The sequence below is a fragment of the Streptomyces melanogenes genome (assembly GCF_014649795.1).
Taxonomy (GTDB): Bacteria; Actinomycetota; Actinomycetes; order Streptomycetales; family Streptomycetaceae; genus Streptomyces; species Streptomyces noboritoensis.
In genome coordinates, this window is the sequence record NZ_BMTS01000006.1 from 260,736 (window position 1) to 286,239 (window position 25,504).

Consider the following 25,504-nt stretch of genomic DNA (forward strand, 5'->3'; position numbering starts at 1 on the left):
CGGGTCCGTCAGAGCTCGCCCCTGCGGGTCAGGTAGTTGAAGCACAGCCAGCCCGGCAGCACCGGCAGCCAGAAGGTGAGCAGCCGGTAGAGCAGCACGGCGGAGGCCGCCGTCTCGGCCGGCAGGCCCGCGATGGTCAGGGCCGTGGAGAGCGCCAGCTCGACCGCGCCGACACCGCCCGGCGTCGGGGCGGCCGATCCCAGCGCGTTGGCGGTGAGGAAGACCACCGCGACGCTCGCGTAGCTGAGGGTGTTGTCGCCGGAGCCGAAGGCCCGGATGGACGCGTCCAGACACATCACGAAGGTGCCGGTGATCAGCAGTATTCCGCCGATGCCGGTGAGCAGCTTCTGCGGCCGCTGGAGTACGTCCAGCATGCGCGGCACCACTCCGGCGAACAGCGACCGGACCCGGGTGACCACGAACTTCCGCAGGAAGGGGATGGCGGTGACCACCAGGATCAGCACGGCGGCCGTGAGCAGACCCGCGATCACGGTCCGGGACGGCGACAGGTCCGGCGTCTTCTCGGTGCCCGTGACATAGCCGAAGACCAGCAGCAGCGAGATGTGCGAGGCGAGCCCGAAGAGCTGGGACGCGCCCACGCTCGCCACCGCGAGGCCGGGGCGGACCCCGGCGCGCTGGAGGAAGCGGGTGTTCAGGGCCACGCCGCCGACCGCCGCCGGGGCGACCAGCTTCACGAACGAGCCCGCGACCTGCGCGATCACGGCCCGTCCGAAGGGCACCTTCTCGGGCACGAAGCCCAGCAGGCTCGCCGCCGCCGCCGGATAGGAGAGCGCCGAGAAGAGCACGGCCGCCGCCACCCAGCCCCACTGCGCGTTCGCGACGAGATCGCCGAACTTGATGTGGGTGATCTGCACCAGCAGGTAGTACGCGGCGATGGCACCGGCGACGAACGTCAGCAGGGTCTTCACCTTGATGCGCTCCAGGCGCACCGGCTCCACCGGTGCCTGCGGGCGGATCAGCAGCACCTGGGCGCGGATCTGGGTGAGCAGATCGTCCTCGCGCGCGTTCTCCAGGGCCTCGTCGATGGCCTCCTTCTCGGCCTTCTTCTCGGCGCGCACGGCCTTGTTCTCGGCCCGTACGGCCTTGCGCTCCTCCCCGGCGGCCGACGGCTGCTCGGGGACGCTGGCTTCCGCCTCGCGCTGCCTGGCCTGGGCCGCCTCGGCGGCCCGTGCCTCCTTGGCCGCGAGCGAGGCCTCGATGACGGCCTCGCGCTCGCGCTGCGCCTGCTCGCGCGCCAGGCGGCGCAGCGTCGCGCGCGTGGTGCGGCTCAGCGCGATCGGCTGGAGCAGCGGCAGGCTGTCGGCGACGGTGTCCGGGCCGAGCACGTCGACGGCGGCGGCCACCGCGCGCTCGGCGCCGACCCGCAGCCCCAGGGTGACCAGGAGCTGCGCGATGTCCATGCGCAGGACCACGTCGCCGGCCGCGATCTCGCCGCCGCGCAGATCCGTGAGGATGACCGTGCCGGAACGATCCACCAGGATCGCGTCCCCCGCGAGCCGGCGGTGGGCGATGCGCCGCGACTGGAGCGCGCGCACCTGCCGCCAGGCGCTGCGCATCAGCTCGTCGGTGATCTCCTCGTCGGCCAGCGAGTCCAGGGAGCGCCCGCCGGTGTGCTCGTACACCAGCATCACGGCGTCCGGGCCGAGCTCGGAGGTGGCGATGAGCTTGGGCGCGTGCGCCCCGGCCGCGATCGCCGCGTACGCGAGCAGCGCCTCCTGCTCCAGGGCCTGGCGCAGCGACTGGATGGAGCGGCGGGTGGTGATGGAGCGCAGGGTCAGGCGCCGCCACACCCGGTAGAAGAAGCCCTGGGCCTGCTGCTCGCGGTCGACGACGGTGACGTCGAGCGGCGGCGCGTCCTCCAGGGTCACGAAGTAGCGTCGGCCCCGGTCGCCCTGCTCCATGGAGTCCGGGACGTCCTCGGCGCGCATCGCGGTGAGCGGCCGGAAGCCCACGTTCCGCAGTCCGGCGAGGAGGGTCTGGCCGGTGGGCCGGACGTTGGGCGAGCCCACCGCGTACAGCGTTCCGTAGGCGACCGTCCAGCCGATCAGGACCGTGACGAGGATCGAGAAGGCGGTCGTCTGGCCGCCGACGAGCACGGCGAACGAGTTGAGCAGCAGGACCGCCCACAGGGCGACCCGCCAGCGCGGTCTGCGGGCCATGCCGACGGCCGTCATATAGGCGATGACCGGGGCGAGATAGCCGTGCACGGGGTCGGTGAGACCGCCCGAGCCGGACTGCTGGGTGAGCGCGCTGGTGATCGAGTCGGGCGCCGACTTGGCCACCCAGAGGTCGGTGGCGAGGGCGGCGCCGTGGGCGAGCACGGCCGCGAGCACACCGTCCGCGATGCGCAGCCCGTCGCGTTTGATCAGCCGCTCGATGGCGAAGGCGACCGGCAGGATCAGCACGGCGATGGAGGAGACCAGACCGGCCAGCCGGATCAGTACGTCCGGAGCCTGGTCGGAGCCCTTGCTGATGTCCTGTTCGAGGCCGGACGTGGTGTGGTGGGCGATGGCGGCGATGGTGAGCACGATCGCGATGGCCAGTACGCCGCTGATCAGCCGTACGAGGTCGGAGGGGCGGTGCACGCGCGCGGGGAGCAGCGGTTCGTCCACCGAGACGCGCTCGATGGAGGCCGAAGCCTCACAGGCCTCGAAGCCGGACCCGGACTCCTTCTCCGCCGCCTCGCGCAGCGCGGAGGTGGCCGTGGCGCCGGAGGGGGCCACGGTCGAGGGCCTGGCGCCGGGCGCGGGCGCGGCCTTCGCGCCGGAAGCGGGTACGTCGGAGCGCGCCCCCGTCTCCGGGGAGCTGCCGGCCGCCGCTTCGGGTGGCTGCACGCCCCGCTCCTTCGCCGTCTGGTCCGCTGTCTCGCCGGTCTGGTCTTCGTGCTCTCGTATCACCGGTCACCGCCCGCATGATGGTGGCATGACCAGGCCCCGCAGGGGGGCATCAGGGTGCGTCGAGAGGGCGTACGCCGTGCGGTGCACGCCCTGTGGCCATGGTGCGCGCGGTCAAGGGGCGCCTGCTTCCCGGTCCACTGTCGGTGGCGTACGGCAGGATGGACAGGGTGAGCGATGAGCTTCCGGAACTCCCGGAGTATGCCGAACGGGTCCTGGACGTCGCCGAGCAGATCCCGCCCGGCCGGGTGATGACGTACGGGGACGTCGCCGAATGGCTGGGCGAGGGCGGCCCGCGCCAGGTCGGCCGCGTCATGGCGCTGTACGGCGCCGCCGCGCCCTGGTGGCGCGTGGTGCGCGCGGACGGGGCGCTGCTGCCGGGCCACGAGCTGCGCGCCCTCGGCCACTACCGGGACGAGGCCACGCCGCTGCGCGAGGCGAGCCGGGCCGCCGAGGGCCATCTGCCGCGCCTCGACATGCGCCGGGCGCGCTGGGACGGCGGCGCGGAGGACGGCGAGGGCGCGGGGGGTCGTTCCGGGCGCGCCGGGGACATACCGGCCGCGCGCGCGGCGGGCGCGGAGCGCGAGGTCGGCGGCGGGGCGGCTCATATCTGACAGCTTCGGCCATCGGGCGCCACCGGGGGCGGCCGCAGGCCCGTACGGATGACTCGCTGCGTGCCGGGCGCGCTTCGGCGTACCGTCGACAGTCGGCACGGCCCCCGTCCGCACCCTCATCACCAGCACACCCACCAGGACCGGCGATCCACGTGAGCTCCTCCTCCTTCACCGGGCGTACGACGTACCCCCAGGTACGACGGCGGTCCGCCGGCGCGTACCGACTGGTACGTACCCCGTTGAGGCCGGTGGACCCCCCTTTGCTGGACGCACGTCAGCGGGCGGTGGTTGACCACGGCCGGGGGCCGCTGCTGGTCCTCGCCGGGCCGGGCACCGGCAAGACCACGACGCTCGTCGAGGCCGTCGCGGCCAGAGTGGCCGCCGGGACCGACCCCGAGCGGATCCTCGTCCTCACCTTCAGCCGCAAGGCCGCGGTGGAGCTCCGCGACCGCATGGCGCTGCGGCTCGGCGGCACCCGGGGCCCGCAGGCCACCACCTTCCACTCCTACTGCTACGCCCTGGTCCGCGCCCACCAGGACGCCGACCTGTTCGCCGAGCCGCTGCGCCTGCTGTCCGGCCCCGAGCAGGACGTGGCCGTACGCGATCTGCTGGCCGGTCAGCTCGGCCTGGAGCGCGAGGGGCTCGCCCCCATCCGCTGGCCCGACGAGCTGCGCGCCTGTCTGACCACGCGCGGCTTCGCCGACGAGGTCCGCGCGGTGCTCGCCCGCAGCCGCGAGCTGGGCCTGGCACCGGACTCGCTGGCCGACTTCGCCCGGCGCACCGGCCGCCCCGACTGGCGTGCGGCGGCCGCGTTCTTGGCCGAATATCTCGACGTCCTCGACCTCCAGGGCGTACTGGACTACGCCGAGCTGGTCCACCGGGCGGTGCTGCTCGCCGAGCGCGCCCCGCACTCCGGCACCTCGTCCCACGTCTCCTCCTCCGCCCCGTCGTACGGGCCCGCTCCGGCCGATGCGTACGACGTGGTGTTCGTGGACGAGTACCAGGACACCGACCCGGCTCAGGTCCGCCTGCTGCGGGCCCTCGCGGGCGGTGGCCGCACGCTGGTCGCCTTCGGCGACCCGGACCAGTCGATCTACGCGTTCCGGGGCGCCGACGTCAACGGGATCCTCGACTTTCCGGACACGTTTCGGCGCGCCGATGGCACTCCGGCGCCGGTCGAGGTGCTGACGACGTCGCGCCGCTCCGGCGAGGCGCTCCTCGCAGCGACCCGGCTGCTGACCCGGCGGATGCCGATGCCGCGTCTGCCGTCGGAGAAGGCACGGGCCCACCGCGAGCTCGCGGCGGTACGCGCGGGCGGACGCGTCGAGGCGTACACCTACCCGACGGCCTCCACGGAGCTGGAGAACATCGCGGACATCGTCCGGCGCGCCCATCTGGAAGAGGGCGTTCCGTGGCACGACATGGCGGTCCTGACCCGCGCCGGCACCCGCGCCCTGCCCGCGCTGCGCCGCGCCCTGACGTCGGCGGGCGTCCCGGTGGAGGTGGACGGCACGGACATCCCGCTGCGCCATGAGCCCGCGGTGACGCCGCTGCTGACGGCCCTGCGGGCGGTGGCGACGGCGGCGCTGCTGGGTGCGGCGGAGGGGGGCGTCGGCTCCACGGGTGAGGCCGACGCGGCAGGCGACGCCCCCACGGCGGATGACGGCGGCGCGGTAGTCGACGGCCAGGCGGCCGACGGTGAGACGGCGGAGGGCGGCGACGCTGCCGCCGGCGGTGGCGGTTCGGCACATGACGGCGGTTCCGCCGATCACACCCCGCCCACCTGGCTCGACCCCGAGACCGCCCTCGACCTGCTCACCTCGCCCCTCGGCGGCATGGACAGCGCCGACATCCGCCGCCTCGGCCGCGCCCTGCGCGACGAGGAGCGGGCGGCGGGCAACCGGGTGCCACCGCCCTCCGACGTCCTCCTCGCGCGCGTGCTCGCCGAGCCCGAGCGGCTCGTCGCGCACGACCCCGCGTACGCCCGGGGCGCCCAGCGCCTGAGCGCGCTGCTGCGCAAGGCCCGCGAGCTCCTGGAGGGCGGCGGCACCGCGGCCGAGGCCCTGTGGGAGCTGTGGAGCGGCACCCCGTGGCCGCAGCGCCTGGAGCGCGCGGCGCTGCGCGGCGGCACGGCCGGACGCAACGCCGACCGCGACCTGGACGCGGTGTGCGCGCTGTTCGACACCGCGGCGCGCGCCGAGGAGCGCACCGGGGGCCGGGGCGCGCTCAACTTCCTGGAGGAGGTCGACGCCCAGGACATCGCCGCCGACACCCTCACCCGCCGCGCCGTGCGCCCCGACGCCGTACGCCTCATGACCGCCCACCGCTCCAAGGGCCTGGAGTGGAGCCTGGTCGTCGTCGCGGGCGTCCAGGAAGGCCTCTGGCCCGATCTGCGCCGCCGCGGCTCGCTCCTGGAGGCCGACCGCATCGGCCGCGACGGCCTCGCCGAACCGCTCACCCCCGGCGCCCTCCTGGCCGAGGAGCGCCGCCTCTTCTACGTCGCCGCCACCCGCGCGCGCGACCGTCTCGTCGTGACGGCGGTCAAGGCCCCGGCCGACGACGGCGACCAGCCCTCCCGCTTCCTCGCCGAGCTCGGCGAGGAGCCGAAGGACGTCACCGGCCGGCCCCGCCGCCCGCTGGCCGTCGCCGCGCTGGTGGCGGAGCTGCGCGCGACCACCGTCGACCCCGAGGCGTCCGAGGCGCTGCGGGACGCCGCCGCCCGCCGCCTCGCCCGCCTCGCGGCCCTCACCGACGACGAGGGCCAGCCCATGGTCCCCGCGGCCCACCCGTACCGCTGGTGGGGGTTGAACGAGCCGACGCGCTCCGCGGTTCCCCTGCGCGACCGCGATCACCCGGTCGTGCTCTCCGGCAGCGCCCTCGACCAGCTCGCCAACACCTGCGCCCTGCAGTGGTTCCTGGGCCGCGAGGTGAAGGCCGACGCGCCCACGTCCGCCGCGCAGGGCTTCGGCAACGTGGTGCACGTCCTCGCGGACGAGGTCGCCTCCGGACGTACGCCCGCCGATCTGGCCGTGCTGATGGAACGGCTGGACTCGGTGTGGGACGCGCTGGCCTTCGACGCGCCCTGGAAGTCTGTCCAGGAGAAGAACAACGCGCGCGTGGCGCTGGAGCGGTTCCTGCGCTGGCACACGCTCGACCGGACGGGCCGCACCCCCGTCGCCACCGAGCACGACTTCGACGTGACGCTGGAGGCGGGCGAGTACGAGGTCCGCATCCGCGGCTCCATGGACCGGGTGGAGCGGGACGAGGCGGGCCGCGCCTACGTGGTCGACTTCAAGACCGGCAAGCAGGCGCCCACCGCGAACGAGGTGGCCGCGCACCCGCAGCTGGCGGTCTACCAGCTGGCGGTCGAGCGGGGCGCGGTCGACGAGGCGTTCGCCGGTGAGCGCCCCGCGCCCGGCGGCGCCGAGCTGGTCCATCTGCGCCAGGCCGCCCCCAAGAAGGAGGGCGGTGAGGCGTACCCGAAGGTCCAGGCGCAGGAGCCGCTGGCGGGGGAGTGGGTCGGCGACCTCCTCGCCACGGCGGCGGGCCGCGTCCTGGACGAGCACTTCACCCCGAACCCGGGCCAGCACTGCACGAACTGCACTTTCCGTACGTCGTGCTCGGCCCAGCCGGAGGGGCGGCAGGTACTGGAGTGACGGATGTGGGGGGCGGGGGCGCTGTATTGATGGGGCCACGACAGTCGCACAATGTCGCGGGTCCATCGGTCTGGTGAGGAGAGACGCATGTGGGTCAGTCGGAAGGTTCTGGTCGTCGCGGTGGTCGGTACGACCGCCGTCGCCGGTCTTGCGGGTTGCGGCAAGGACGGTGACAACAAGGCCAAGGGCGTTTCCGAGGCCCGGAAGCCGTCCGCGACGGCTTCCCCCACGCCCGTGGACCCGTTCGCGGGGATGACCCCCGACGCGATCGCCGAGAAGGCGGTCGGCGTGACGAAGGCGGCGAACACCGTGAAGGTGTCCGGCGCGGGCATCTCCGACGGTGAGCACATGGCCATCGAGGTCTCGGTCACCCGCCAGGGCAACTGCTCCGGCAGGGCGACCGTCAAGGGCGGCACTGCCCACCTGATCAAGGCCGACGCCAAGTCCTTCTACATGAAGGGCGACGAGAAGTTCTACCGGGCCATAGCCAAGGAGGACGGCACCCCCAAGCGGCAGGCCGACGCCATGATCGAGGTCCTCAAGGGCCGCTGGATGAAGATGCCGGCGGACGCCCCGACGAAGTCCAAGAAGCGCCGCGGCAAGGCGTCCGGCGACGACATGGGCCAATTCTGCGTGCTCTCCGACCTCGTCGCGGGCATGGACGACGACAAGGGCGACCGCACCGGGATGACCAAGGGCGCCGACACCGCCGTCGCCGGTGTGCCCGCCGTCACGCTCACCAAGAAGAAGAGCGACGGCTCCGCCGTGACGATGTACGTCGCCAAGCAGGGCCCTGCCCGGCTGCTGAAGGTCGTCGAGACGGGCGGCGACGAGCCCGGCACCGTCACCTTCAGTGACTACGACAAGCCGGTGACGATCACCCCGCCGCCCGCCGACCAGGTCATGGACCTGGAGAAGCTGGGCATGAAGCCTGGCGGCGGCTCCGGCTCCGGCTCCGGCGGGACGGGCGAGCTGAAGGCCTGACGCCCGGGACCGGCGAATTGAAGGCCTGACGCCTGGGCGCACCCCGGTCGGGAGTGCGGGGAGCGTCACACCGGCGCTAACGGGGACCACGGTTGTCAGTGGCCCCCGTTAGCCTCTCTGGGGTGCCCCTCCTCACCGACCCCGAAGAGCTCAAGGAGCTCCTCGGCATCCCGTTCACCCCGGAGCAGACGGCGTGCATCACCGCCCCGCCCGCCCCGCAGGTCGTCGTGGCCGGCGCCGGGTCCGGGAAGACCACCGTGATGGCGGCCCGGGTGGTCTGGCTGGTCGGCACCGGGCAGGTCGCCCCCGAGCAGGTCCTCGGACTGACCTTCACCAACAAGGCCGCGGGCGAGCTCGCCGAGCGCGTCCGGACCGCCCTGGTCCGCGCGGGCATCACCGACCCGGACGCGATCGACCCGGACAACCCCCCGGGCGAGCCCCGGATCTCGACGTACCACGCGTTCGCCGGACAGCTCCTGACCGACCACGGTCTGCGGATAGGGCTCGAGCCCACCTCCCGGCTGCTCGCGGACGCCACCCGCTACCAGCTCGCGGCCCGTGTGCTGCGCGAGGCACCGGGTCCGTACCCCGCGCTGACCAAGTCCTTCGCCTCCCTGGTCAGCGACCTGCTGGCGCTGGACGCGGAGCTCGCCGAGCACCTCGTACGACCGGAGGAGCTGCGGGCGTACGACCGGGAGCTGCTCCGCGCCCTGGAGGGCGCCAGGCTCAGCAACGCGGATCTGCGCAAGGTGCCCGAAGCGGCCGAGGGGCGGCTGGAACTCCTCGACCTCACCGTCCGTTACCGGGATGCCAAGAAATCCCGTGACCTGCTCGACTTCGGCGACCAGATCGCGCTCTCCGCCGAGCTCGCCCTCACCCGCCCCGAGGTCGGCCGGATCCTGCGCGACGAGTTCCGCGTCGTGCTGCTCGACGAGTACCAGGACACCTCGGTCGCCCAGCGCCGGCTGCTCGCCGCCCTGTTCGGCGGGGGGACCGGACACGCGGTGACCGCCGTCGGCGACCCCTGCCAGGCCATCTACGGCTGGCGCGGCGCCTCGGTGGCCAACCTGGACGACTTCCCGCGCCACTTCCCGTACGGGGACGGCAGCCCGGCCACCCGCCACTCGCTCAGCGAGAACCGCCGCAGCGGCGGCCGTCTGCTCGACCTCGCCAACTCGCTGGCCGCGCCGCTGCGCGCGATGCACGCGGGCGTGGAGGCACTGCGCCCGGCCCCCGGCGCCGAGCGCGACGGCACGGTCCGCATCGCCCTGCTCGACACCCACCAGGAGGAGATCGACTGGCTCGCGGACTCCCTGGCGCACCTCGTCCGCACTGGCAAGGAGCCCGGCGAGATCGCCGTCCTGTGCCGGACCGCGGGCGACTTCCCGCAGATCCAGGGCGCGCTCGTCGCGCGCGACATCCCCGTCGAGGTCGTCGGCCTCTCCGGGCTGCTCCACCTGCCCGAGGTCGCTGACCTGGTGGCGGTCTGCGAAGTCCTCCAGGACCCGGGCGCCAACGCCTCGCTCGTCCGCGTCCTGACCGGCCCGCGCTGGCGCGTCGGCCCCCGCGACCTGGCCCTGCTCGGCCGCCGTGCGCGCCATCTCGTACGGCGCGAGCGGGCCGGGTCGGACGATCCGGACCAGCGGCTCGCGGACGCCGTGGAGGGTGTCGACCCGGCCGAGGTGATCTCCCTCGCGGACGCACTCGACACCTTCCTGGAGTCGGGCGACGGCGAGGACGACGAGCTGCCGTTCTCGGCCGAGGCGCGGGTGCGCTTCGCCCGGCTCGCCGCCGAGCTGCGCGATCTGCGCCGCTCGCTCGCCGACCCGCTCATGGACGTGCTCCACCGAGTGCTCACCACCACCGGCCTGGAGGTCGAGCTCTCGGCCTCGCCGCACGCCCTGGCCGCCCGCCGCCGCGAGACCCTGGCCAACTTCCTGGACATAGCGGCGGGGTTCGCGGCCCTCGACGGCGAGGCCTCGCTCCTTGCCTTCCTCGGCTTCCTGCGCACCGCCGCCCAGTACGAGAAGGGCCTGGACAACGCCCTGCCCGGCGGCGAGAACACGGTGAAGGTGCTCACCGCCCACAAGTCCAAAGGACTTGAGTGGGACGTGGTCGCCGTCCCCGGCCTGGTCAACGGAACCTTCCCCTCCACCCAGTCGCGGGAGGCCTGGACGGCCCAGGCCAAGGTCCTTCCGCACGCGCTGCGCGGCGACGCCCCGACCCTCCCGGCGACTCCGGAGTGGGACGCCAAGGGCCTCAAGGCCTTCAAGGAGGAGCTGAAGGAGCACCAGCACACCGAGGAACTGCGGCTGGGCTACGTCACGTTCACGCGCCCCCGCTCGCTGCTCCTCGGCTCGGGCCACTGGTGGGGCCCGAGCCAGAAGAAGCCGCGCGGCCCGTCCGAGTTCCTCCAGGCGCTGTACACCCACTGCGAGGCGGGCCACGGCGAGATCGAGGCCTGGGCCGACAAGCCCGCCGAGGACGCCGAGAACCCGGCCCTGAGCGAGTCTGCCGCCACGCACGCGTGGCCGCTCCCGCTCGACCCCACGTCGCTGGCCCGCCGACGGGCGGCGGCCGAGACCGTCCTGGCGTACCTGGACGCGGAGGGGGCGGCCGGTGCGGAAGAGCTGTACTACGCGCGCGAGGACGAGGACTCGGCCCACGCGCGCGTGGAGGACGACTTCTCCCACGAGCCCGACTTCCCCTACGAGGACGACGCGCTCCCCCCGGATGACTTCGACGCCTTCGGTGACGCGGACGACCTGGATGTCCTCTCCGCGCTGGAGGACGGCTGGGAGAGCCTGCCGACGCAGCGCCCGGCACCGGCCGAGCACCCCGCCCCGGCCGACGCCCACGCGCGCGCCGACGTCCCCGCCCAGCCCTCCCGCCCCCGTACGGACTCCCGTACCGGCTCCGCCCCGCGGGAGCCTGTCCTCACCCCCGAGGAGCGCCGCGCCATCGCGTCCTGGGACCGCGACCTGGAGGCGCTCACCACCGAGCTCCGCCGCGCCCGCGCCACCAGCCGCGAGGTCCTGGTGCCGCCCTCGCTCACCGCCTCCGACCTGCTGAGACTGGCCGCCGACCCGGACGGCTTCGCCCAGGAGCTGGCCCGTCCGATGCCGAAGCCGCCGCAGCCCGCCGCCCGCCGCGGCACCCGGTTCCACGCCTGGGTGGAGTCCCGCTTCGAGGAGCTGCCGCTGCCCATGCTCGGCCCCGACGAGCTCCCCGGCGGCGACGAGAGCGACGCCGACATCGCGGACGAGCGGGACCTCGCGGCCCTCAAGGAGGCGTTCGAGCGCTCCCCGTACGCCCGGCGCACCCCGCTCCGCACCGAAGCGCCGGTCCAGCTCACGCTGGCGGGCCGGGTCATCCGTGGCCGCATCGACGCGGTGTACCCGGGCGAGCGGCCGGGCACGTACGAGATCGTCGACTGGAAGACCGGCCGCGGCGCCACCGGCGACCCGCTCCAGCTCGCCGTCTACCGGCTCGCCTGGGCCGAGCAGCACGGCGTCCCGCTGGACTCCGTCACGGCCGCCTTCCTGTACGTACGTACAGGGGAGACGGTCCGCCCCGCCCGCCTCCCCGGCCGCGCCGAGCTGGAGCGGATCCTGCTGGGGGAGCGAGGGGGAGAGGGCAACGGCGGGGCCGAGCACGGGCACGCGCGCGAGGAGGCCGCCCCCGCGCCCCCGCACGGCCCGGCCGGGACACCGGCGGACATCCCACCACCAGCGGCCGGATAGGCTCAATGGCATGAGCGAGACCCCGGACAGCGCCGTCCAGACCGCAGCCGACGACACCGTGCGCGCGTACATCGAGCAGCACCGCGCCGCCTTCCTCGACGACCTCGCGCAGTGGCTGCGGATCCCGTCCGTGTCGGCCCAGCCCGAGCACGACGGCGACGTCCGGCGCAGCGCCGACTGGCTGGCCGCCAAGCTCAAGGAGACCGGCTTCCCGGTCACCGAGGTCCTCCCGACCCCGGGCGCCCCGGCCGTCTACGCGGAGTGGCCCTCCGGCGACCCCGAGGCCCCCACTGTGCTCGTCTACGGCCACCACGACGTGCAGCCCGCCGCGCGCGAGGACGGCTGGCACACCGAGCCCTTCGAGCCGGAGCTGCGCGACGGCCGGCTGTACGGGCGGGGCGCGGCCGACGACAAGGGCCAGGTGTTCTTCCACACCCTGGGCGTGCGGGCGCACCTCGCCGCCACCGGCCGTACCGCGCCCGCCGTCAACCTCAAGCTCCTGGTCGAGGGCGAGGAGGAGTCCGGCTCGCCGAACTTCCGCGCTCTCGTCGAGGCGCACGCCGACCGCTTCGCCGCCGACGCCGTGATCGTCTCCGACACCGGCATGTGGTCGGAGAACACACCTACGGTGTGCACGGGCATGCGCGGCCTCGCCGAGTGCGAGATCCGGCTGTACGGACCGGACCAGGACATCCACTCCGGTTCCTTCGGCGGCGCCGTGCCCAACCCGGCCACCGCCGCCGCCCGTCTGGTCGCGGCGCTGCACGACGCCGACGAGCGGGTCGCCGTGCCCGGCTTCTACGACGGCATCGCCGAGCTGACCGAGGCCGAGCGCGAGCTCGTCGCCGAGCTGCCCTTCGACGAGGCCGAGTGGCTGCGTACCGCCAAGTCCCGTGCCGCCCAAGGAGAAGCCGGATACTCGACCCTCGAGCGCGTCTGGGCCCGGCCGACCGCCGAGGTCAACGGCATCGGCGGCGGCTACCAGGGCCCCGGCGGCAAGACGATCATCCCGTCGTCGGCGATGGTGAAGCTGTCGTTCCGGCTGGTCGCCGGACAGGATCCGGACCGGATCGAGAAGCTGGTCACGGAGTGGGTCGCCGCCCAGGTCCCGGCCGGCATCCGGCACGAGATCGCCTTCAGTGCGGCCACCCGTCCCTGTCTGACGCCGCTGGACCACCCGGCGCTGCAGTCCGTCGTACGGGCCATGGGCCGCGCCTTCGGCCAGAAGATCCGCTTCACGCGCGAGGGCGGCTCCGGCCCGGCCGCCGACCTCCAGGACGTGCTCGGCGCGCCGGTGCTCTTCCTGGGGATCTCCGTCCCGTCCGACGGCTGGCACGCGCCCAACGAGAAGGTCGAGGTCGACCTCCTCCTCAAGGGCGTCGAGACCACCGCCCACCTGTGGGGCGACCTCGCCGCCGTACGGCGGTGAAGGGCCGCGGCCCCGCCGCACCACCGCCGAACGAACACCGCTGAACCCATCCACCCGGGGGAGTTGGAAGCACCTGTGAGCACCACCAGCACCACCAGCACCACCAGCAGTGACGCCACCGCGGACCGGCCGATCGGCCTCGCCACGCCCATCAGCCTCACCGAGGCCAGCGGCATCGACCGCGCGGCCCACCACCGCCTGGACGAGGCCTGGCTGGCGGCGGCCTGGAGCCACCCCACGACCAGGGTCTTCGTGGTCTCCGGCGGTCAGGTCCTGATCGACGACACCGCCGACGGCCGTACGGAACTGGTGATGACCCCGGCCTTCGAGGCCCCCGTCACCGAGACCCACCGCTACTTCCTGGGCACCGACGACGACGGCGTCAGCTACTTCGCGCTCCAGAAGGACTCCCTGCCGGGCCGGATGGACCAGTCCGCCCGCGCGGCGGGCCTGCGCGAGGCCGGGCTGCTCCTGTCGCCCCGGGACACCGGCCTGATGGTCCACGCGGTCGCCCTGGAGAACTGGCAGCGGCTGCACCGCTTCTGCTCCCGCTGCGGCGAGCGCACGGTCATCGCGGCCGCCGGCCACATCCGCCGCTGCCAGGCGTGCGGCGCCGAGCACTACCCGCGCACCGACCCGGCCGTGATCATGCTGGTCACGGACGACGAGGACCGCGCGCTGCTCGGCCGCCAGGTGCACTGGCCGGAGGGCCGCTTCTCGACCCTGGCGGGCTTCGTCGAGCCCGGCGAGTCCATCGAGCAGTCGGTGCGCCGCGAGGTCTTCGAGGAGGCGGGCGTCACGGTCGGCGAGGTCGAGTACGTCGCCAGCCAGCCCTGGCCGTTCCCGTCCAGCCTGATGCTCGGCTTCATGGCGCACGCCACGTCGTCCGAGATCAACGTGGACGGCGAGGAGATCCACGAGGCCCGCTGGTTCTCCCGCGAGGACCTGCGCGCCGCCTTCGAGTCGGGCGAGGTCCTGCCGCCGTACGGCATCTCGATCGCGGCCCGCCTCATCGAGCTCTGGTACGGCAAGCCGCTGCCCAGGCCCACGCACTGAGCCCGGCGCCTCCGGGCCCCGGCACACGGAGGGCCCCCACCGCGCCGGTGGGGGCCCTCTACGCGCGCGTGGAGCTCAGGCTCAGGCGCCTATCTTCTGCTTGACCTGCGCGAGCGACGGGTTCGTCAGCGTCGAGCCGTCGGCGAAGAGCACGGTCGGCACCGTCTGGTTGCCCCCGTTGGCCTTCTCGACGAACGCCGCCGACTCCGGGTCCTGCTCGATGTTGATCTCGTTGTACGCGATGCCCTCGCGGTCCATCTGGCTCTTCAGCCGGCGGCAGTAGCCGCACCACGTGGTGCTGTACATCGTCACAGTGCCCGGCATGCTCTCGCACTCCTCATGTTCGGCTCGGTGGGTGGATCTTGGTCGATGGCCCTCAGCGGCTGAGTGCCAAGGGGAGAACGTACGCGATCGGGCCGCCATTCCCGACCGGTACGGGGGAGGCGGCCGGGAGACAGTGGGAAGGCTGCGGTCGCGGCATTAGTACGACCAATCCCGCCCCCTGTGGACAACGCGTCCCGTCCGCCTCCGCCGACCTGGCAGCATGGCGGGGTGACATCAGCAACGCACTCCTCGCTCTTCCCACAGGTCCCCGACTCGGCGGACGCGGTGCTCGACGGCCTCGACCCCGAGCAGCGCGAGGTCGCGACGGCCCTGCACGGACCGGTGTGCGTGCTGGCCGGAGCCGGGACGGGCAAGACCCGCGCGATCACCCACCGGATCGCGTACGGGGTGCGGGCCGGGATCCTGCAGCCGAGCAGTGTGCTGGCCGTCACGTTCACCAACCGCGCGGCGGGCGAGATGCGCGGCCGGCTGCGCCAGCTCGGCGCGGGCGGCGTCCAGGCCCGCACCTTCCACTCGGCCGCCCTGCGCCAGCTCCAGTACTTCTGGCCCAAGGCGGTCGGCGGCGAGCTGCCCCGGCTGGTCGAGCGCAAGGTCCAGCTGGTCGCGGAGGCGGGCGCCCGCTGCCGCGTCCGGCTCGACCGGGGCGAGCTGCGGGACATCACGGGCGAGATCGAGTGGGCGAAGGTCACCCAGACCGTCCCCGCCGACTACCCGGCGGCGGTCGCCAAGTCCCAGCGCGACGCCCCCCGCGACCCGGCCGAGATCTCGCAGATCTACGGGGCGTACGAAGAGCTGAAGCGCGACCGCGGAATGATCGACTTCGAGGACGTGCTGCTGCTCACGGTCGGCGTCCTCCAGGACCGGCACGACATCGCCGAGCAGATCCGCGGCCAGTACCAGCACTTCGTGGTCGACGAGTACCAGGACGTCAGCCCCCTCCAGCAGCGCCTGCTTGAGCTGTGGCTCGGCGAGCGGGACAGCCTCTGCGTCGTCGGCGACGCCAGCCAGACGATCTACTCGTTCACCGGCGCCACCCCCGACCACCTGCTGAACTTCCGCACCCGCCATCCGAACGCGACGGTGGTGAAGCTGGTGCGGGACTACCGCTCGACCCCCCAGGTGGTGCACCTCGCCAACGGCCTGCTGGCCCAGGCCCGCGGCCGCGCCGCCGACCACCGCCTCGAACTCGTCTCCCAGCGCGAGGCGGGCCCCGAGCCGGTCTACACGGAGTACGGGGACGAGCCCGCAGAGGCCGAGGGCGTCGCCCGGCGCGTCCGCGACCTGATCGCCTCCGGGGTCTCGGCCGGCGAGATCGCCGTGCTCTACCGGATCAACGCGCAGTCGGAGATCTACGAGCAGGCCCTCGCCGACGCGGGCGTGCCCTACCAGCTGCGCGGCGCCGAGCGGTTCTTCGAGCGGCCCGAGGTCAGGGAGGCGGGCGTCGCCCTGCGCGGCGCGGCCCGCGCGGGGGGCAACGACTCGCTCCTCGACGACGCCGTGGACCTGCCGTCCCAGGTCCGGGCCGTCCTCGGCACCAAGGGCTGGACCGCCACTCCTCCGGCGGGCTCGGGCGCCGTCCGCGACCGCTGGGAGTCGCTGGCGGCGCTGGTCCGGCTGGCGGAGGACTTCGCGCGTGCCAAGGCCGGTGCGACGCTCTCCGACCTGGTGGCCGAGCTCGACGAGCGCGCGGCCGCGCAGCACGCGCCGACGGTCGAGGGCGTCACCCTGGCCTCGCTGCACGCCGCCAAGGGTCTGGAGTGGGACGCGGTCTTCCTGGTCGGCCTCACTGAGGGCATGATGCCGATCACATATGCGAAGACCGACGAACAGGTCGAGGAGGAGCGCCGGCTGCTCTACGTGGGCGTCACCCGGGCCCGGGTGCACCTGGCCCTGTCCTGGTCGCTCTCGCGCTCTCCCGGCGGACGGCCCTCGCGCCGCCCCAGCCGCTTCCTGAATGGCCTGCGGCCCGGCTCCGCGGCCCTCGGCGCCCGCTCCTCGTCCGCGGCCTCCACGGGCGGGGTGGAGCGCGGCGCCGCCCGCAGACGGACCCGGCGCGGCCCGGTCCTGTGCCGGGTGTGCGGCAAGACGCTCACCGAAGCCGGTGAGATGAAGCTGATGCGCTGCGAGGACTGCCCCTCCGACATGGACGAGGGTCTGTACGAGCGGCTGCGCGACTGGCGGGCGGGCCAGGCGAGCCTGCTGGGGCAGCCGCCGTACTGCGTGTTCACCGACAAGACCCTGATGGCGATCGCGGAGGCCGTGCCGGCCAGCGGCGGGGAGCTCGCGGTGATCTCAGGGGTCGGCGCCCGCAAGCTGGACCGCTTCGGCACCGATGTCCTGGCCATCTGTGCAGGTCAGGAGGTTGGCGGCAGCGATGAGGAGCCCTCTTGAAAACTCGTGGGAAAAATAGTTTGCGCCCGCCCCAGGAATCCCCATAGGTTCTTAACCACGGAAACAGCGGCTTCTCAGAGGCCCTGCGTCCGTGCTCTACTTGCTGTACTTATCCGAATACGCATGGGACAAGGCCCCCGGGCCCCAGCTCCCCGAGACGCCGAGAGGAGGCGAGACCAGTGACCAGCTTCATGAACTTCACCAGCATCAGCACCGCCAAACTGACCGATCGCTCGGTCGTCGCCACCTGCCCGCTCGGCTCCTCTCTCCAGGGCACCGGTCTGTCCGCCGGCGTCTCCGGTCTGCTCGGCCTCTCGGTCGTCATTCCGTCCTCCCTGGCGAGCCTCCCCGTGCGGAACGGCAATGAGCGACCGACCCAGGCACCGGAAGCAGCAGTAGTGAAGGGACAGGCCCAGGCCTATGCCTTTGCGGCGGCCGGTGCCGGAGCCGAGAAGCAGACGACGCAGCACCACACGATGTGGGCCTTCCGTGGGCTCGAACCCTGGAGTGATCCAGCCTGATCCAGGATCAGGCAGGCGCCTTCAGGGCCGCGGAACCCCACCAGGGATCCGCGGCCCTTCTGTTTGTCCCCGAACGGGGACGACAGCGCGAAGGGGTCTCGGTACCAGCCGAAACCCGGCCGACCGGCCGGACCGACAACAAGACGAGGAAGAAAAACACCGTGCAACTCGAAGCGCACGCCCCGTCCGTACCGCCCGCCCAGACGATCCCCCCGCCCGGTCTCACGGAGGACCCCGCCTTGACTCCCCTCACCGCGCTCACCGCGCTCGACGACGCCATCGAGAACCTCGGCGTACCCGTCCCCTGCCGCTCGTACGACCCGGAGGTCTTCTTCGCCGAGTCCCCGGCGGACGTCGAGTACGCCAAGTCCCTCTGCCGCACCTGTCCGCTGGTCGAGGCCTGCCTCGCCGGGGCCAAGGAGCGGCGCGAGCCCTGGGGCGTCTGGGGCGGCGAGCTCTTCGTCCAGGGTGTGGTCGTAGCCCGCAAGCGGCCGCGTGGCCGCCCGCGCAAGAACCCGGTCGCGGCATGAACCGCCCGGGAACCATCGACCGCCCCCTCACGAACGACCCCCAGAAGCAGGCCCCGATGACGACGTCCGCCAGCGAGCCCATGGGCTCCGCGACCCCAGACTTCACCACCACCGGCGCGAACGCCTCGCGTCAGAACAGGACCCTCGAAATGCAACTCATGCCAGAAGCCCTCGCCCGTGCCCATATGCACGAGCGCCTGCGGGAAGCCGAGGCCGAGCGGCAGGCCATGCGCCTGATCGCCGCCCGGCGGATGCAGCGCCGCGCCGAGCGCGTGTCGATGCGTGCCCGCCGCGCCCTGGCCATGGCCGTCATGCAGTAACGGCCGCACCGCCAGCCAGTGTGCGAAGTGATGAATGAGCCCGCGGGGGCCGGTCCGAACGGACCGGCCCCCGCGGTGCGTTGTGCCCGCAACTACCGGCCGCGGCGGTATCGTCACGAAATGGACGACCCGACCCAGCCGGTTGCCGAGACCGTTGTGTGCTCGAGCTGCGGCACCCCCGCCGAGAGCACTCCGCCGACCTGGACCTACTCCGTCGAGAACGGTGAACGTCTCTACTTCTGCGACGCCTGCGCGCGCGCCAACATCCGGGCGATCGAGAGCAGGCTCGACTCCGTGTGGTGGTGACCCGCGCGGGGCCAGGCCCCGCCGGACCGCCCGGACCTCACGCCCCGGCGGGCTGCTCGTCCTCCTCCTCGTCCGGCTCCCCGGCCCCCAGGACCGCCAGGTTCTCCAGCTCGCCCAGCTCCTCCTCGGCGGACAGGAACCCGGGAACCCACTGCTCCAGCTCGTCCCGCAGCCGGACCGTCGCGTCCAGCTGGCACAGCACCCCGATGGTGGAGAGCGTCACCCGGTGGATCAGCAGATACGCGGGCGGCAGATTGAGCTGCTTGCCCAACTGGTGTGCGGGGGAGCGCGGGTCGGCGATCCGGGCCGCCTGCCCGCGCATCCAGGCACGGGTGAAGGTGAACTCGTCCGCCTGCGCGGGCTCGATGATCGGCAGCAGATAGTCCAGGACCGCGTCCGGGTCGAGGTCTATGGACTCCTTCACGAAGCCCTCCTCGCACAGCAGCGCGTAGACCGCCTCGGCGTCGCCGTCGAGCGTCATCCGCAGCGAGTCGCCGATCGTCCGGGGCAGCCCGCCCGGCAGCCGGTCCACCGTCCCGAAGTCCAGCACTCCCAGGCGCCGCGCGCCGCCCTCCTTCTCCGGCGGCAGCAGCCGGAAGTTGCCCGGATGCGGGTCCGCGTGCAGCAGCCCGGTCCGTGCCGGGCCGGAGAAGAGGAATCTCGCGAGGAGCTGGCCCGCCCGGTCGCGCTCCTCCTCCGTACCGTCCGCGATCACTTCGGACAGCGGGGTCCCGTCGATCCACTCGGTCACCAGGACCTGGTCGCACTGGTGCACCACATCGGGCACCACCACGTCCGGATCGTCGGCGAACTCCGCCGCGTGCTCGCGCTGGGCGCCCGCCTCCAGTTCGTAGTCCAGCTCCTCCGAGACCCGGTCGCGCAGCTCCGAGATGAGCGGCTTGATGTCCATGCCCGGGATCAGCGGCCCGAGCAGCCGGGCGAACCGGCTCAGCTGTGTCAGGTCGGAGAGCAGCGCCTCACCGGCGCCCGGGTACTGCACCTTGACCGCGACCTCGCGCCCGTCGTGCCAGACCGCCCGGTGCACCTGCCCGATCGAAGCGGCCGCGGCGGGCTTCTCGTCGAACTCCAGGAACAGCTCGCGCCACTCGTCCCCGAGCCGCTCCGCGAGCACCGCGTGCACCGTACGGGTCGGCATGGGCGGCGCCGCCTCCTGCAGCTTGGTCAGCGCGGCCCGGTAGGGACCGGCGACCTCCTCGGGCAGCGCCGACTCGAAGACGGACATGGCCTGCCCGAACTTCATCGCGCCGCCCTTGAGTTCGCCCAGGACCTTGAAGAGCTGCTCGGCGGTGCGCTGCTGGAGCTCGCGGCCGACTATTTCCGCGGACTTGCCTCCGATCCGCTTGCCCAGGCCCCAGGTGGCACGCCCGGCGAAACCCAGTGGCAGCGCGGCCAACTTGGCGGTCCGGGTGACCGCCTTCCGGGGAAGATCAGACATGCGCCCCTCCAATTCCCAGCCGGCGGTGCCGCGCGCCTCGCGGCAGTGCGTCGTTGACAGCGGTTACCGGGGCCATTGTGTCCTGCGGCCGAACGCCCCCCGAGGTGTCCTCCCCTTCACTGTTCCCACCAGCGCCGCAGGGACAGTCGAGCCGGGCCCCGAGACGGCGCGGCTGCCAACCGAGCAGGGGCAGCGACGCCTCCCACCGCGTGCCCGTGCTCGCCGGGAGATCGCCGTCCAGAAAGGACAGGGCGTGCGCCGCGGCCAGCCCCGCCACGGCGGTCGCGAGCGCCAGGTCGCAGGCCGGTACGGCACCCCGACGGCGGCCCGAGCGCCACTGCGCGAGCATCCGGGGCCAGCCGGGATCGCGCTCGGCGCGCTCCAGCGCCAGACAGCCCGCGCACGCGGTGCCACCGGGCAGGACCAGCGGCCCCACCAGCCCGGTCGTCTCCACAACTCCCGCGTACAGATGGGGGATGCCCGCCGCCACCCACTCCCCGCCGGTCACCGGGTCCGATGCGTACACATCGAGTCCGTCCCTGGGCGCCACCACGATCAGTGACAGCCCGGTCGGCCCGTCGCCCTCGCCGGACCGGGGCGGACGGTCCGGCGCCGCGCCCCGCACGAGCTGCTGGGCCGCCGGGACCCGGCGCTCGCCGACCGCCTGCTCGGACAGTCCGCCCGGCGCCACGTCCCACGGCTGCACCGTCCCGCCGTCCAGCACCTCCACCCGGCCCACCCCCGACGCGGCCAGGACCGAGGCGATCGTCGCCCCCACCCGCCCCGCGCCCCGCACCTGCACCCGCAGGGACCGGCGGGCCGCCAACCGGCGCGCCCCGCCGCCCGGTTCGGGATCCACCAGACAGAGCGAGGCCAGGTCGGACCTGGTCCGGTCGAACGCCTCGGGCCGCCCGAGCAACGCCTGCGCCGCCGGGCCGCCGGCCGTCGGGTCGTCGACCACCCCGGCCCCGGTCAACCGCTCCACCAGCGCGTCGACTTGGCCGGGCGACAGGTCCAGGGCCCTGGCCTCCTCGTACAGCAGCGGCAAGCCCCGGGTGCCGTCGAGGAGCTCCAGGAAGCTCCCCGTCGCCGTGTCCACCGGCGAGACCACCACCGCCCGCGCCGGTGTCACCCCGAACTGCACGGTCTGCCGGTCCCGCCATGCCCGGCGCAGTGCCGGTTTCAGCATCGGATGCATTTCCACCCCCGTCGTGCGATCCCGTTGTCAGAATGCCGGGTGCGGCGAACTCGTGCGGAAAGTTGTCCACAGGCGGCGGCATTAGTCGTTCAAATGGTGCACGCCCTGAATGGATCATGGGTGAACCGTCCCGGAGGCGGGACTTCCCCCACTGACAGCGGGTAACGTCGGGGCGTGCCCGCCGACCCACTGCAGAGTGCCGGAAGCCCGCCCCGCAGTCCGACAAGTCCGCCGCCCCGCGGTCATGCGACGAGCGCGGTCGAGGTGCGCAGGAGCGCCCGGCGCAGCAGGACGGTCTCCGCGTACCGCGAGGGCGACCGCACCATCGTGCTGATCCCGGCCCGGATGTCCGAGGCCGAGGAGCAGCGCTGGGTGAGCGTGATGCTCGACAAGCTCGCCGCCCAGGAGAGCAAGCGGATGCTGGGCGACGCGGAACTGACCGAGCGCGCCGAGCGGTTGTCCGACCTGTACTTCGACGGTCGCGCGCGTCCCGCCTCGGTGCGCTGGGTGACCAACCAGAACACCCGCTGGGGCTCGTGCACCCCCGCCGAGGGCAGCATCCGCCTCTCGCACCGGCTCCAGGGCATGCCCGAGTACGTCGTCGACTATGTGCTCGTCCACGAGCTGGCTCACCTGCTGGTGCCGGGCCACGGGCCGCGCTTCTGGCGCCTCCTCGAGGCCTACCCCCGTACGGAACGCGCGCGTGGATACCTCGAAGGGGTGGTGGCGGCCGACCGGCTGCCCCATCTGCCCGCCGCACGCGGAGAGTGATCTCGGCGATCGTGTACCGAATGCGTACCGGCTTGGCCGATTGTCGTGGCCAGCCGTTAGCCTGGCGCGACCAATCACACTCGGGATGGGGGACGGTCGTTACGCATGGCCAGGGAATTCCAGCGCGGCCACAAGGCCAAGATCAGTGACCTGACAGCGGGGACCGATCTGTATGTAGGCGTGCAGATCGGCGCCCCCGGGCTGTCCTTCGACATCAGCTGCTTCGGCCTCGACGAGCATGAGCAGCTGTCCGACGACCGGTATTTCATCTTCTTCAACCAGCCCAAGTCGCCAGAGGAGTCCATTCAGCTCCTGGGCGCCCAGGCCGGTGACACCGAGTCGTTCCGCGTCACCCTGGACCGCATCCCGGCCCACGTCCACAAGCTCTCGTTCACCGCGACGCTCGACGGCGCCGGTCAGATGTCGCAGATCGGCCCCGGGTACATCAGAGTCGTGGCCGGTGGCGAGGAAGTCGTCAGATACGCGTTCACGGGCGCCGAGTTCAGCACCGAGCGCGCGGTCATGCTGGGCGACTTCTACCTCAAGGACGTCTGGCGCTTCGCAGCCGTCGGCCAGGGCTTCGACGGCGGCCTTGAGGCCTTGCTGAAGAACTTCGGCGGCGAGGTCGCCGAGGAGGAGCCCGCGGCGCCGCAGCAGCCGCAGGGCGCCGCCCCGGGCTTCGCGCCGCCCGCCCAGAGCGCCCCCGCGCCCCAGTTCGGCGCCCCGGCCGCGCCGCAGCAGCCCCAGCCCCCGCAGCCGGCCCCGCAGTTCGGCACGCCCGCCCCGGCCCCGGCTCCCGCGCAGCACTACGCACCGCCGCCGCCGGGATCCACGCCGCCCCCGGCACCCGCGCCCAGCCCGCAGATCCACGCGGCGCCCACCATCGCCGCGCCGATGACCCTGCCGCCGGGCACCGTCCCGCCCCCGGCCCCGGCCCCGTACGGACAGCCGCCCCAGCAGCCCTCGTACGGCCAGGTCCCGGGCCAGTACCCCGGCCAGGCCCCGCCGCCCGGCGCGCCCGCGCCGTACGGCCAGCCCGCGCCCTACGGTCAGCCGGCTCCTTACGGCCAGCCCGCCCCGTACGGTCAGCAGCCCGGTGTTCCGCAAGGGATGCCGCAGCCCGGCGGCGGCCTCGCGGGTGCCATCCAGCAGTACAAGGAGCTGCCCACCGGACAGCGCTGGACCCCGCAGAACAAGCAGCTCGTCCGGGTCGACCTCGGCGCCGGCGGCTCCCCGGTGCTGGCCCGCCAGGGCAGCATGGTGATGTACCAGGGCAAGGTCGACTTCGGCTACAAGGGCGCGGGGTTCGCCGGTCGGATCGTCGGCAACGCGACCGGCCAGGAGATGCAGCTGATGCGCTGCAGCGGCCGCGGCCAGGTCTTCCTCGCCGAGAACAGCGCCCATCTGCACCCCATCGAGCTCCAGGGCGACGCCATCTGCGTCTCCGCCGAGCACGTCCTGGCGTTCGACGAGTCCCTCCAGTACGAGGTCCGCCGCATCGAGGGCCACGGGATCCCCGGCGGCGCGCTGTTCACCATGCAGTTCCAGGGCACCGGCACGCTCGTGGTGATGACCCACGGCACCCCGGTGGTCCTCCCGGTCACCCCGACCACGTTCGCGGACAGCGACGCGATCGTGGCCTGGTCGGCCGCCTCGCAGGTGATCGTCTCCAGCCAGGTCCGGCTGCGCCGCAACGCCTACCCCGGCCACAGCGGCGAGTCCGTCAACCTGCAGTTCCGGGGCGCGCCCGGGAACTTCATCGTCGTCCAGCCGTACGAGGTCTGAGGGAGCCCGGACAATGAACCAGCAGCTCGTGGGCTATGCCCCCACCCCCGTCGCGGCCCGGATGGAGAACCACGGCAGCGCCATGCTCAAGGTGGCCATGGCCACCGGACAGGACCTCTTCGCGCGCGTGGGCTCGATGGTCGCCTACGAAGGCTTCATCCAGTACGAGCCGAACCCGCCGGCCGTGCGCCAGATCGCCCGTGACTGGATCACCGGTGAGGGCGCCCCGCTGATGAAGTGCACCGGCGACGGCCTGCTCTACCTCGCCGACTACGGCGCCAATGTGGTCGTCGTCCAGCTCAACAACGACGCGCTGTCCGTCAACGGCACCAATGTCCTGGCCTTCGACGCGAGCCTCCAGTGGGGCGTCGAGCGGGTCAAGGGCCTCGCCAAGTTCGCGGGCCAGGGCCTGTTCAACGTGAAGATCTCCGGCACCGGCTGGGTCGCCCTGACCTCGCGCGGCACCCCGGTCGTCGTCGACTGCGGAAGCGGCGAGGACGAGACGTACGTCGACCCGGACGCCCTGGTGGCCTGGTCCCCGAACCTCAAGGTGAAGGGCAAGCGCAGCTTCAAGGCGTCCTCGCTGATCGGCCGGGGCAGCGGAGAGGCCTACCAGATGGCCTTCTCGGGCCAGGGGATCGTCGTCGTACAGCCGAGTGAGGACAGCACCGACCGCCTGCGGGCCCGGGGCTGAGGGGAGCGAGAACACCATGCAGAGCCCGCTTTTCAGCTACACCGAGCAGCAGTCCCAGGAGCGCTACAGCGCGCAGAACTCCCAGATGCTGCGGGTGGTGCTCACCGGCCACGACGACATCCTCGCCCGCAAGGGCTCGATGGTCGCCTACCAGGGGCTGATGGAGTTCGACGGCGAGTACCAGTCGAACGGCCACCAGCGCGCCCGCGCCCACACCGGCGAGGGCCTGGACCTGATGCGCGTCTCCGGCCAGGGCACCGTCTACCTCGCCAACCTCGCGCAGTACGTCCACGTAGTGGACGTGGACCGGGACGGCCTGACCGTGGACAGCGGCTATGTGCTGGCCATGGACTCCTCGCTGCACTACGAGGTCATCGCCGTGGACAGCCAGTACGGCATCTCCGGCACCGGCAAGTTCCAGCTCAACATCACCGGCACCGGCAAGGTCGTCCTGATGACCTCGGGCCAGCCGCTGATGCTCCAGGTCACCCCGGACAAGTACGTCAACGCCGACGCCGACGCGATCGTGGCCTGGTCCACCTCGCTCCGGGTGCAGATGCAGGCGCAGACGCACTCCACGGGCGTGTGGCGGCGCCGCGGCAACACCGGCGAGGGCTGGGAGCTCAGCTTCCTCGGACAGGGCTTCGCGCTCGTCCAGCCCAGCGAGGTGCTGCCCCCGCAGAGCGCGGTGATCGGCCAGGGCCTGCGGGCCCAGTACGGGATGGGCCAGCAGGGCGCCCACGCCCAGAACCAGGGCAACGCCTGGAGCTGACCGGGCGTCGGTGAGCGG

General features: G+C 73.0%; 19 protein-coding genes. 15 read left to right on the forward strand and 4 right to left on the reverse strand.

Annotated elements, in window-relative coordinates; genetic code table 11:
* Positions 1 to 8: 8 nt before the first annotated feature.
* Entirely contained in the window at positions 9 to 2,855 is a 2,847-nt protein-coding gene (locus IE252_RS15820) for a lysylphosphatidylglycerol synthase transmembrane domain-containing protein (protein ID WP_229848416.1), read from the reverse strand.
* Positions 2,856 to 3,076: 221 nt separating this feature from the next.
* Here IE252_RS15820 and IE252_RS15825 point away from each other — a divergent pair, with 221 nt between their 5' ends.
* The 6 genes from IE252_RS15825 (at position 3,077) to nudC (ending at position 14,397) form a co-directional block, all read left to right on the forward strand.
* A complete protein-coding gene (locus tag IE252_RS15825) occupies positions 3,077 to 3,529 on the forward strand; it encodes an MGMT family protein (protein WP_229848441.1) in 453 nt (150 codons plus the stop codon).
* A gap of 152 nt (positions 3,530 to 3,681) precedes the next feature.
* Positions 3,682 to 7,185: an ATP-dependent helicase gene (locus IE252_RS15830; RefSeq protein WP_190090030.1), complete on the forward strand. Its 3,504-nt coding sequence runs from the start codon at positions 3,682 to 3,684 to the stop codon at positions 7,183 to 7,185.
* A gap of 87 nt (positions 7,186 to 7,272) precedes the next feature.
* Complete coding sequence (locus IE252_RS15835) at positions 7,273 to 8,169, forward strand: hypothetical protein (protein ID WP_190090031.1); 897 nt, start codon at positions 7,273 to 7,275, stop codon at positions 8,167 to 8,169.
* A 122-nt stretch (positions 8,170 to 8,291) separates the two neighbouring features.
* Complete coding sequence (locus IE252_RS15840; RefSeq protein ID WP_229848418.1) at positions 8,292 to 11,912, forward strand: ATP-dependent helicase; 3,621 nt, start codon at positions 8,292 to 8,294, stop codon at positions 11,910 to 11,912.
* 10 nt (positions 11,913 to 11,922) lie between these two features.
* A complete protein-coding gene (locus tag IE252_RS15845; RefSeq protein WP_190090033.1) occupies positions 11,923 to 13,341 on the forward strand; it encodes a dipeptidase in 1,419 nt (472 codons plus the stop codon).
* Positions 13,342 to 13,416: 75 nt separating this feature from the next.
* The gene (gene nudC, locus IE252_RS15850) at positions 13,417 to 14,397 is read left to right on the forward strand and encodes an NAD(+) diphosphatase (RefSeq protein WP_190090034.1); all 981 of its coding nucleotides are present in this window, start codon (positions 13,417 to 13,419) and stop codon (positions 14,395 to 14,397) included.
* Between the two features lie 81 nt (positions 14,398 to 14,478).
* Here nudC and IE252_RS15855 read toward each other — a convergent pair whose 3' ends face one another.
* Positions 14,479 to 14,721, reverse strand: a complete 243-nt coding sequence (locus IE252_RS15855; RefSeq protein WP_101389965.1) for a mycoredoxin — start codon at positions 14,719 to 14,721, stop codon at positions 14,479 to 14,481.
* Between the two features lie 228 nt (positions 14,722 to 14,949).
* Between IE252_RS15855 and IE252_RS15860 the strand changes: the two genes are divergently transcribed.
* The 5 genes from IE252_RS15860 (at position 14,950) to IE252_RS15880 (ending at position 18,810) form a co-directional block, all read left to right on the forward strand.
* Positions 14,950 to 17,133, forward strand: coding sequence for an ATP-dependent DNA helicase UvrD2 (locus IE252_RS15860; protein WP_190090035.1), 2,184 nt, complete (start codon positions 14,950 to 14,952; stop codon positions 17,131 to 17,133).
* A gap of 191 nt (positions 17,134 to 17,324) precedes the next feature.
* Positions 17,325 to 17,654, forward strand: a complete 330-nt coding sequence (locus tag IE252_RS15865; protein ID WP_190090187.1) for a hypothetical protein — start codon at positions 17,325 to 17,327, stop codon at positions 17,652 to 17,654.
* A 161-nt stretch (positions 17,655 to 17,815) separates the two neighbouring features.
* On the forward strand, positions 17,816 to 18,184 hold the full coding sequence (locus tag IE252_RS15870; protein WP_067163768.1) for a WhiB family transcriptional regulator: 369 nt from the start codon (positions 17,816 to 17,818) through the stop codon (positions 18,182 to 18,184).
* Positions 18,181 to 18,504, forward strand: coding sequence for a putative WhiB-interacting protein (locus tag IE252_RS15875; RefSeq protein ID WP_190090036.1), 324 nt, complete (start codon positions 18,181 to 18,183; stop codon positions 18,502 to 18,504). The genes IE252_RS15870 and IE252_RS15875 overlap by 4 nt, the downstream gene beginning before the upstream one ends.
* A 120-nt stretch (positions 18,505 to 18,624) precedes the next feature.
* Positions 18,625 to 18,810, forward strand: a complete 186-nt coding sequence (locus IE252_RS15880) for a hypothetical protein (RefSeq protein WP_101389968.1) — start codon at positions 18,625 to 18,627, stop codon at positions 18,808 to 18,810.
* 37 nt (positions 18,811 to 18,847) lie between these two features.
* Here IE252_RS15880 and IE252_RS15885 read toward each other — a convergent pair whose 3' ends face one another.
* A complete protein-coding gene (locus IE252_RS15885) occupies positions 18,848 to 20,266 on the reverse strand; it encodes an ABC1 kinase family protein (RefSeq protein ID WP_190090037.1) in 1,419 nt (472 codons plus the stop codon).
* Positions 20,259 to 21,464: a ThiF family adenylyltransferase gene (locus IE252_RS15890; RefSeq protein ID WP_190090038.1), complete on the reverse strand. Its 1,206-nt coding sequence runs from the start codon at positions 21,462 to 21,464 to the stop codon at positions 20,259 to 20,261. The genes IE252_RS15885 and IE252_RS15890 overlap by 8 nt, the downstream gene beginning before the upstream one ends.
* A gap of 174 nt (positions 21,465 to 21,638) precedes the next feature.
* On the opposite strand from IE252_RS15890, the gene IE252_RS15895 reads away from it, so the two are divergent.
* The 4 genes from IE252_RS15895 to IE252_RS15910 all read left to right on the forward strand — a co-directional run bounded on the left by IE252_RS15895 (position 21,639) and on the right by IE252_RS15910 (position 25,486).
* A complete protein-coding gene (locus IE252_RS15895) occupies positions 21,639 to 22,235 on the forward strand; it encodes a M48 metallopeptidase family protein (protein WP_190090039.1) in 597 nt (198 codons plus the stop codon).
* Between the two features lie 105 nt (positions 22,236 to 22,340).
* Entirely contained in the window at positions 22,341 to 24,020 is a 1,680-nt protein-coding gene (locus IE252_RS15900; RefSeq protein ID WP_190090040.1) for a TerD family protein, read from the forward strand.
* Positions 24,021 to 24,033: 13 nt separating this feature from the next.
* The gene (locus tag IE252_RS15905; RefSeq protein ID WP_190090041.1) at positions 24,034 to 24,714 is read left to right on the forward strand and encodes an AIM24 family protein; all 681 of its coding nucleotides are present in this window, start codon (positions 24,034 to 24,036) and stop codon (positions 24,712 to 24,714) included.
* Positions 24,715 to 24,730: 16 nt separating this feature from the next.
* The gene (locus tag IE252_RS15910; RefSeq protein WP_101389974.1) at positions 24,731 to 25,486 is read left to right on the forward strand and encodes an AIM24 family protein; all 756 of its coding nucleotides are present in this window, start codon (positions 24,731 to 24,733) and stop codon (positions 25,484 to 25,486) included.
* The last annotated feature ends 18 nt before the right edge of the window (positions 25,487 to 25,504 follow it).

Coding starts and splice junctions, on each gene's coding strand:
- IE252_RS15825 (WP_229848441.1), top strand. CDS start 3,077: ATGGACAGGGTGAGCGATGAGCTTCCGGAACTCCCGGAGTATGCCGAA.
- IE252_RS15835 (WP_190090031.1), top strand. CDS start 7,273: ATGTGGGTCAGTCGGAAGGTTCTGGTCGTCGCGGTGGTCGGTACGACC.
- IE252_RS15845 (WP_190090033.1), top strand. CDS start 11,923: ATGAGCGAGACCCCGGACAGCGCCGTCCAGACCGCAGCCGACGACACC.
- IE252_RS15855 (WP_101389965.1), bottom strand. CDS start 14,721: ATGCCGGGCACTGTGACGATGTACAGCACCACGTGGTGCGGCTACTGC.
- IE252_RS15865 (WP_190090187.1), top strand. CDS start 17,325: ATGAACTTCACCAGCATCAGCACCGCCAAACTGACCGATCGCTCGGTC.
- IE252_RS15875 (WP_190090036.1), top strand. CDS start 18,181: ATGAACCGCCCGGGAACCATCGACCGCCCCCTCACGAACGACCCCCAG.
- IE252_RS15880 (WP_101389968.1), top strand. CDS start 18,625: ATGGACGACCCGACCCAGCCGGTTGCCGAGACCGTTGTGTGCTCGAGC.
- IE252_RS15885 (WP_190090037.1), bottom strand. CDS start 20,266: ATGTCTGATCTTCCCCGGAAGGCGGTCACCCGGACCGCCAAGTTGGCC.
- IE252_RS15890 (WP_190090038.1), bottom strand. CDS start 21,464: ATGCATCCGATGCTGAAACCGGCACTGCGCCGGGCATGGCGGGACCGG.
- IE252_RS15900 (WP_190090040.1), top strand. CDS start 22,341: ATGGCCAGGGAATTCCAGCGCGGCCACAAGGCCAAGATCAGTGACCTG.
- IE252_RS15905 (WP_190090041.1), top strand. CDS start 24,034: ATGAACCAGCAGCTCGTGGGCTATGCCCCCACCCCCGTCGCGGCCCGG.
- IE252_RS15910 (WP_101389974.1), top strand. CDS start 24,731: ATGCAGAGCCCGCTTTTCAGCTACACCGAGCAGCAGTCCCAGGAGCGC.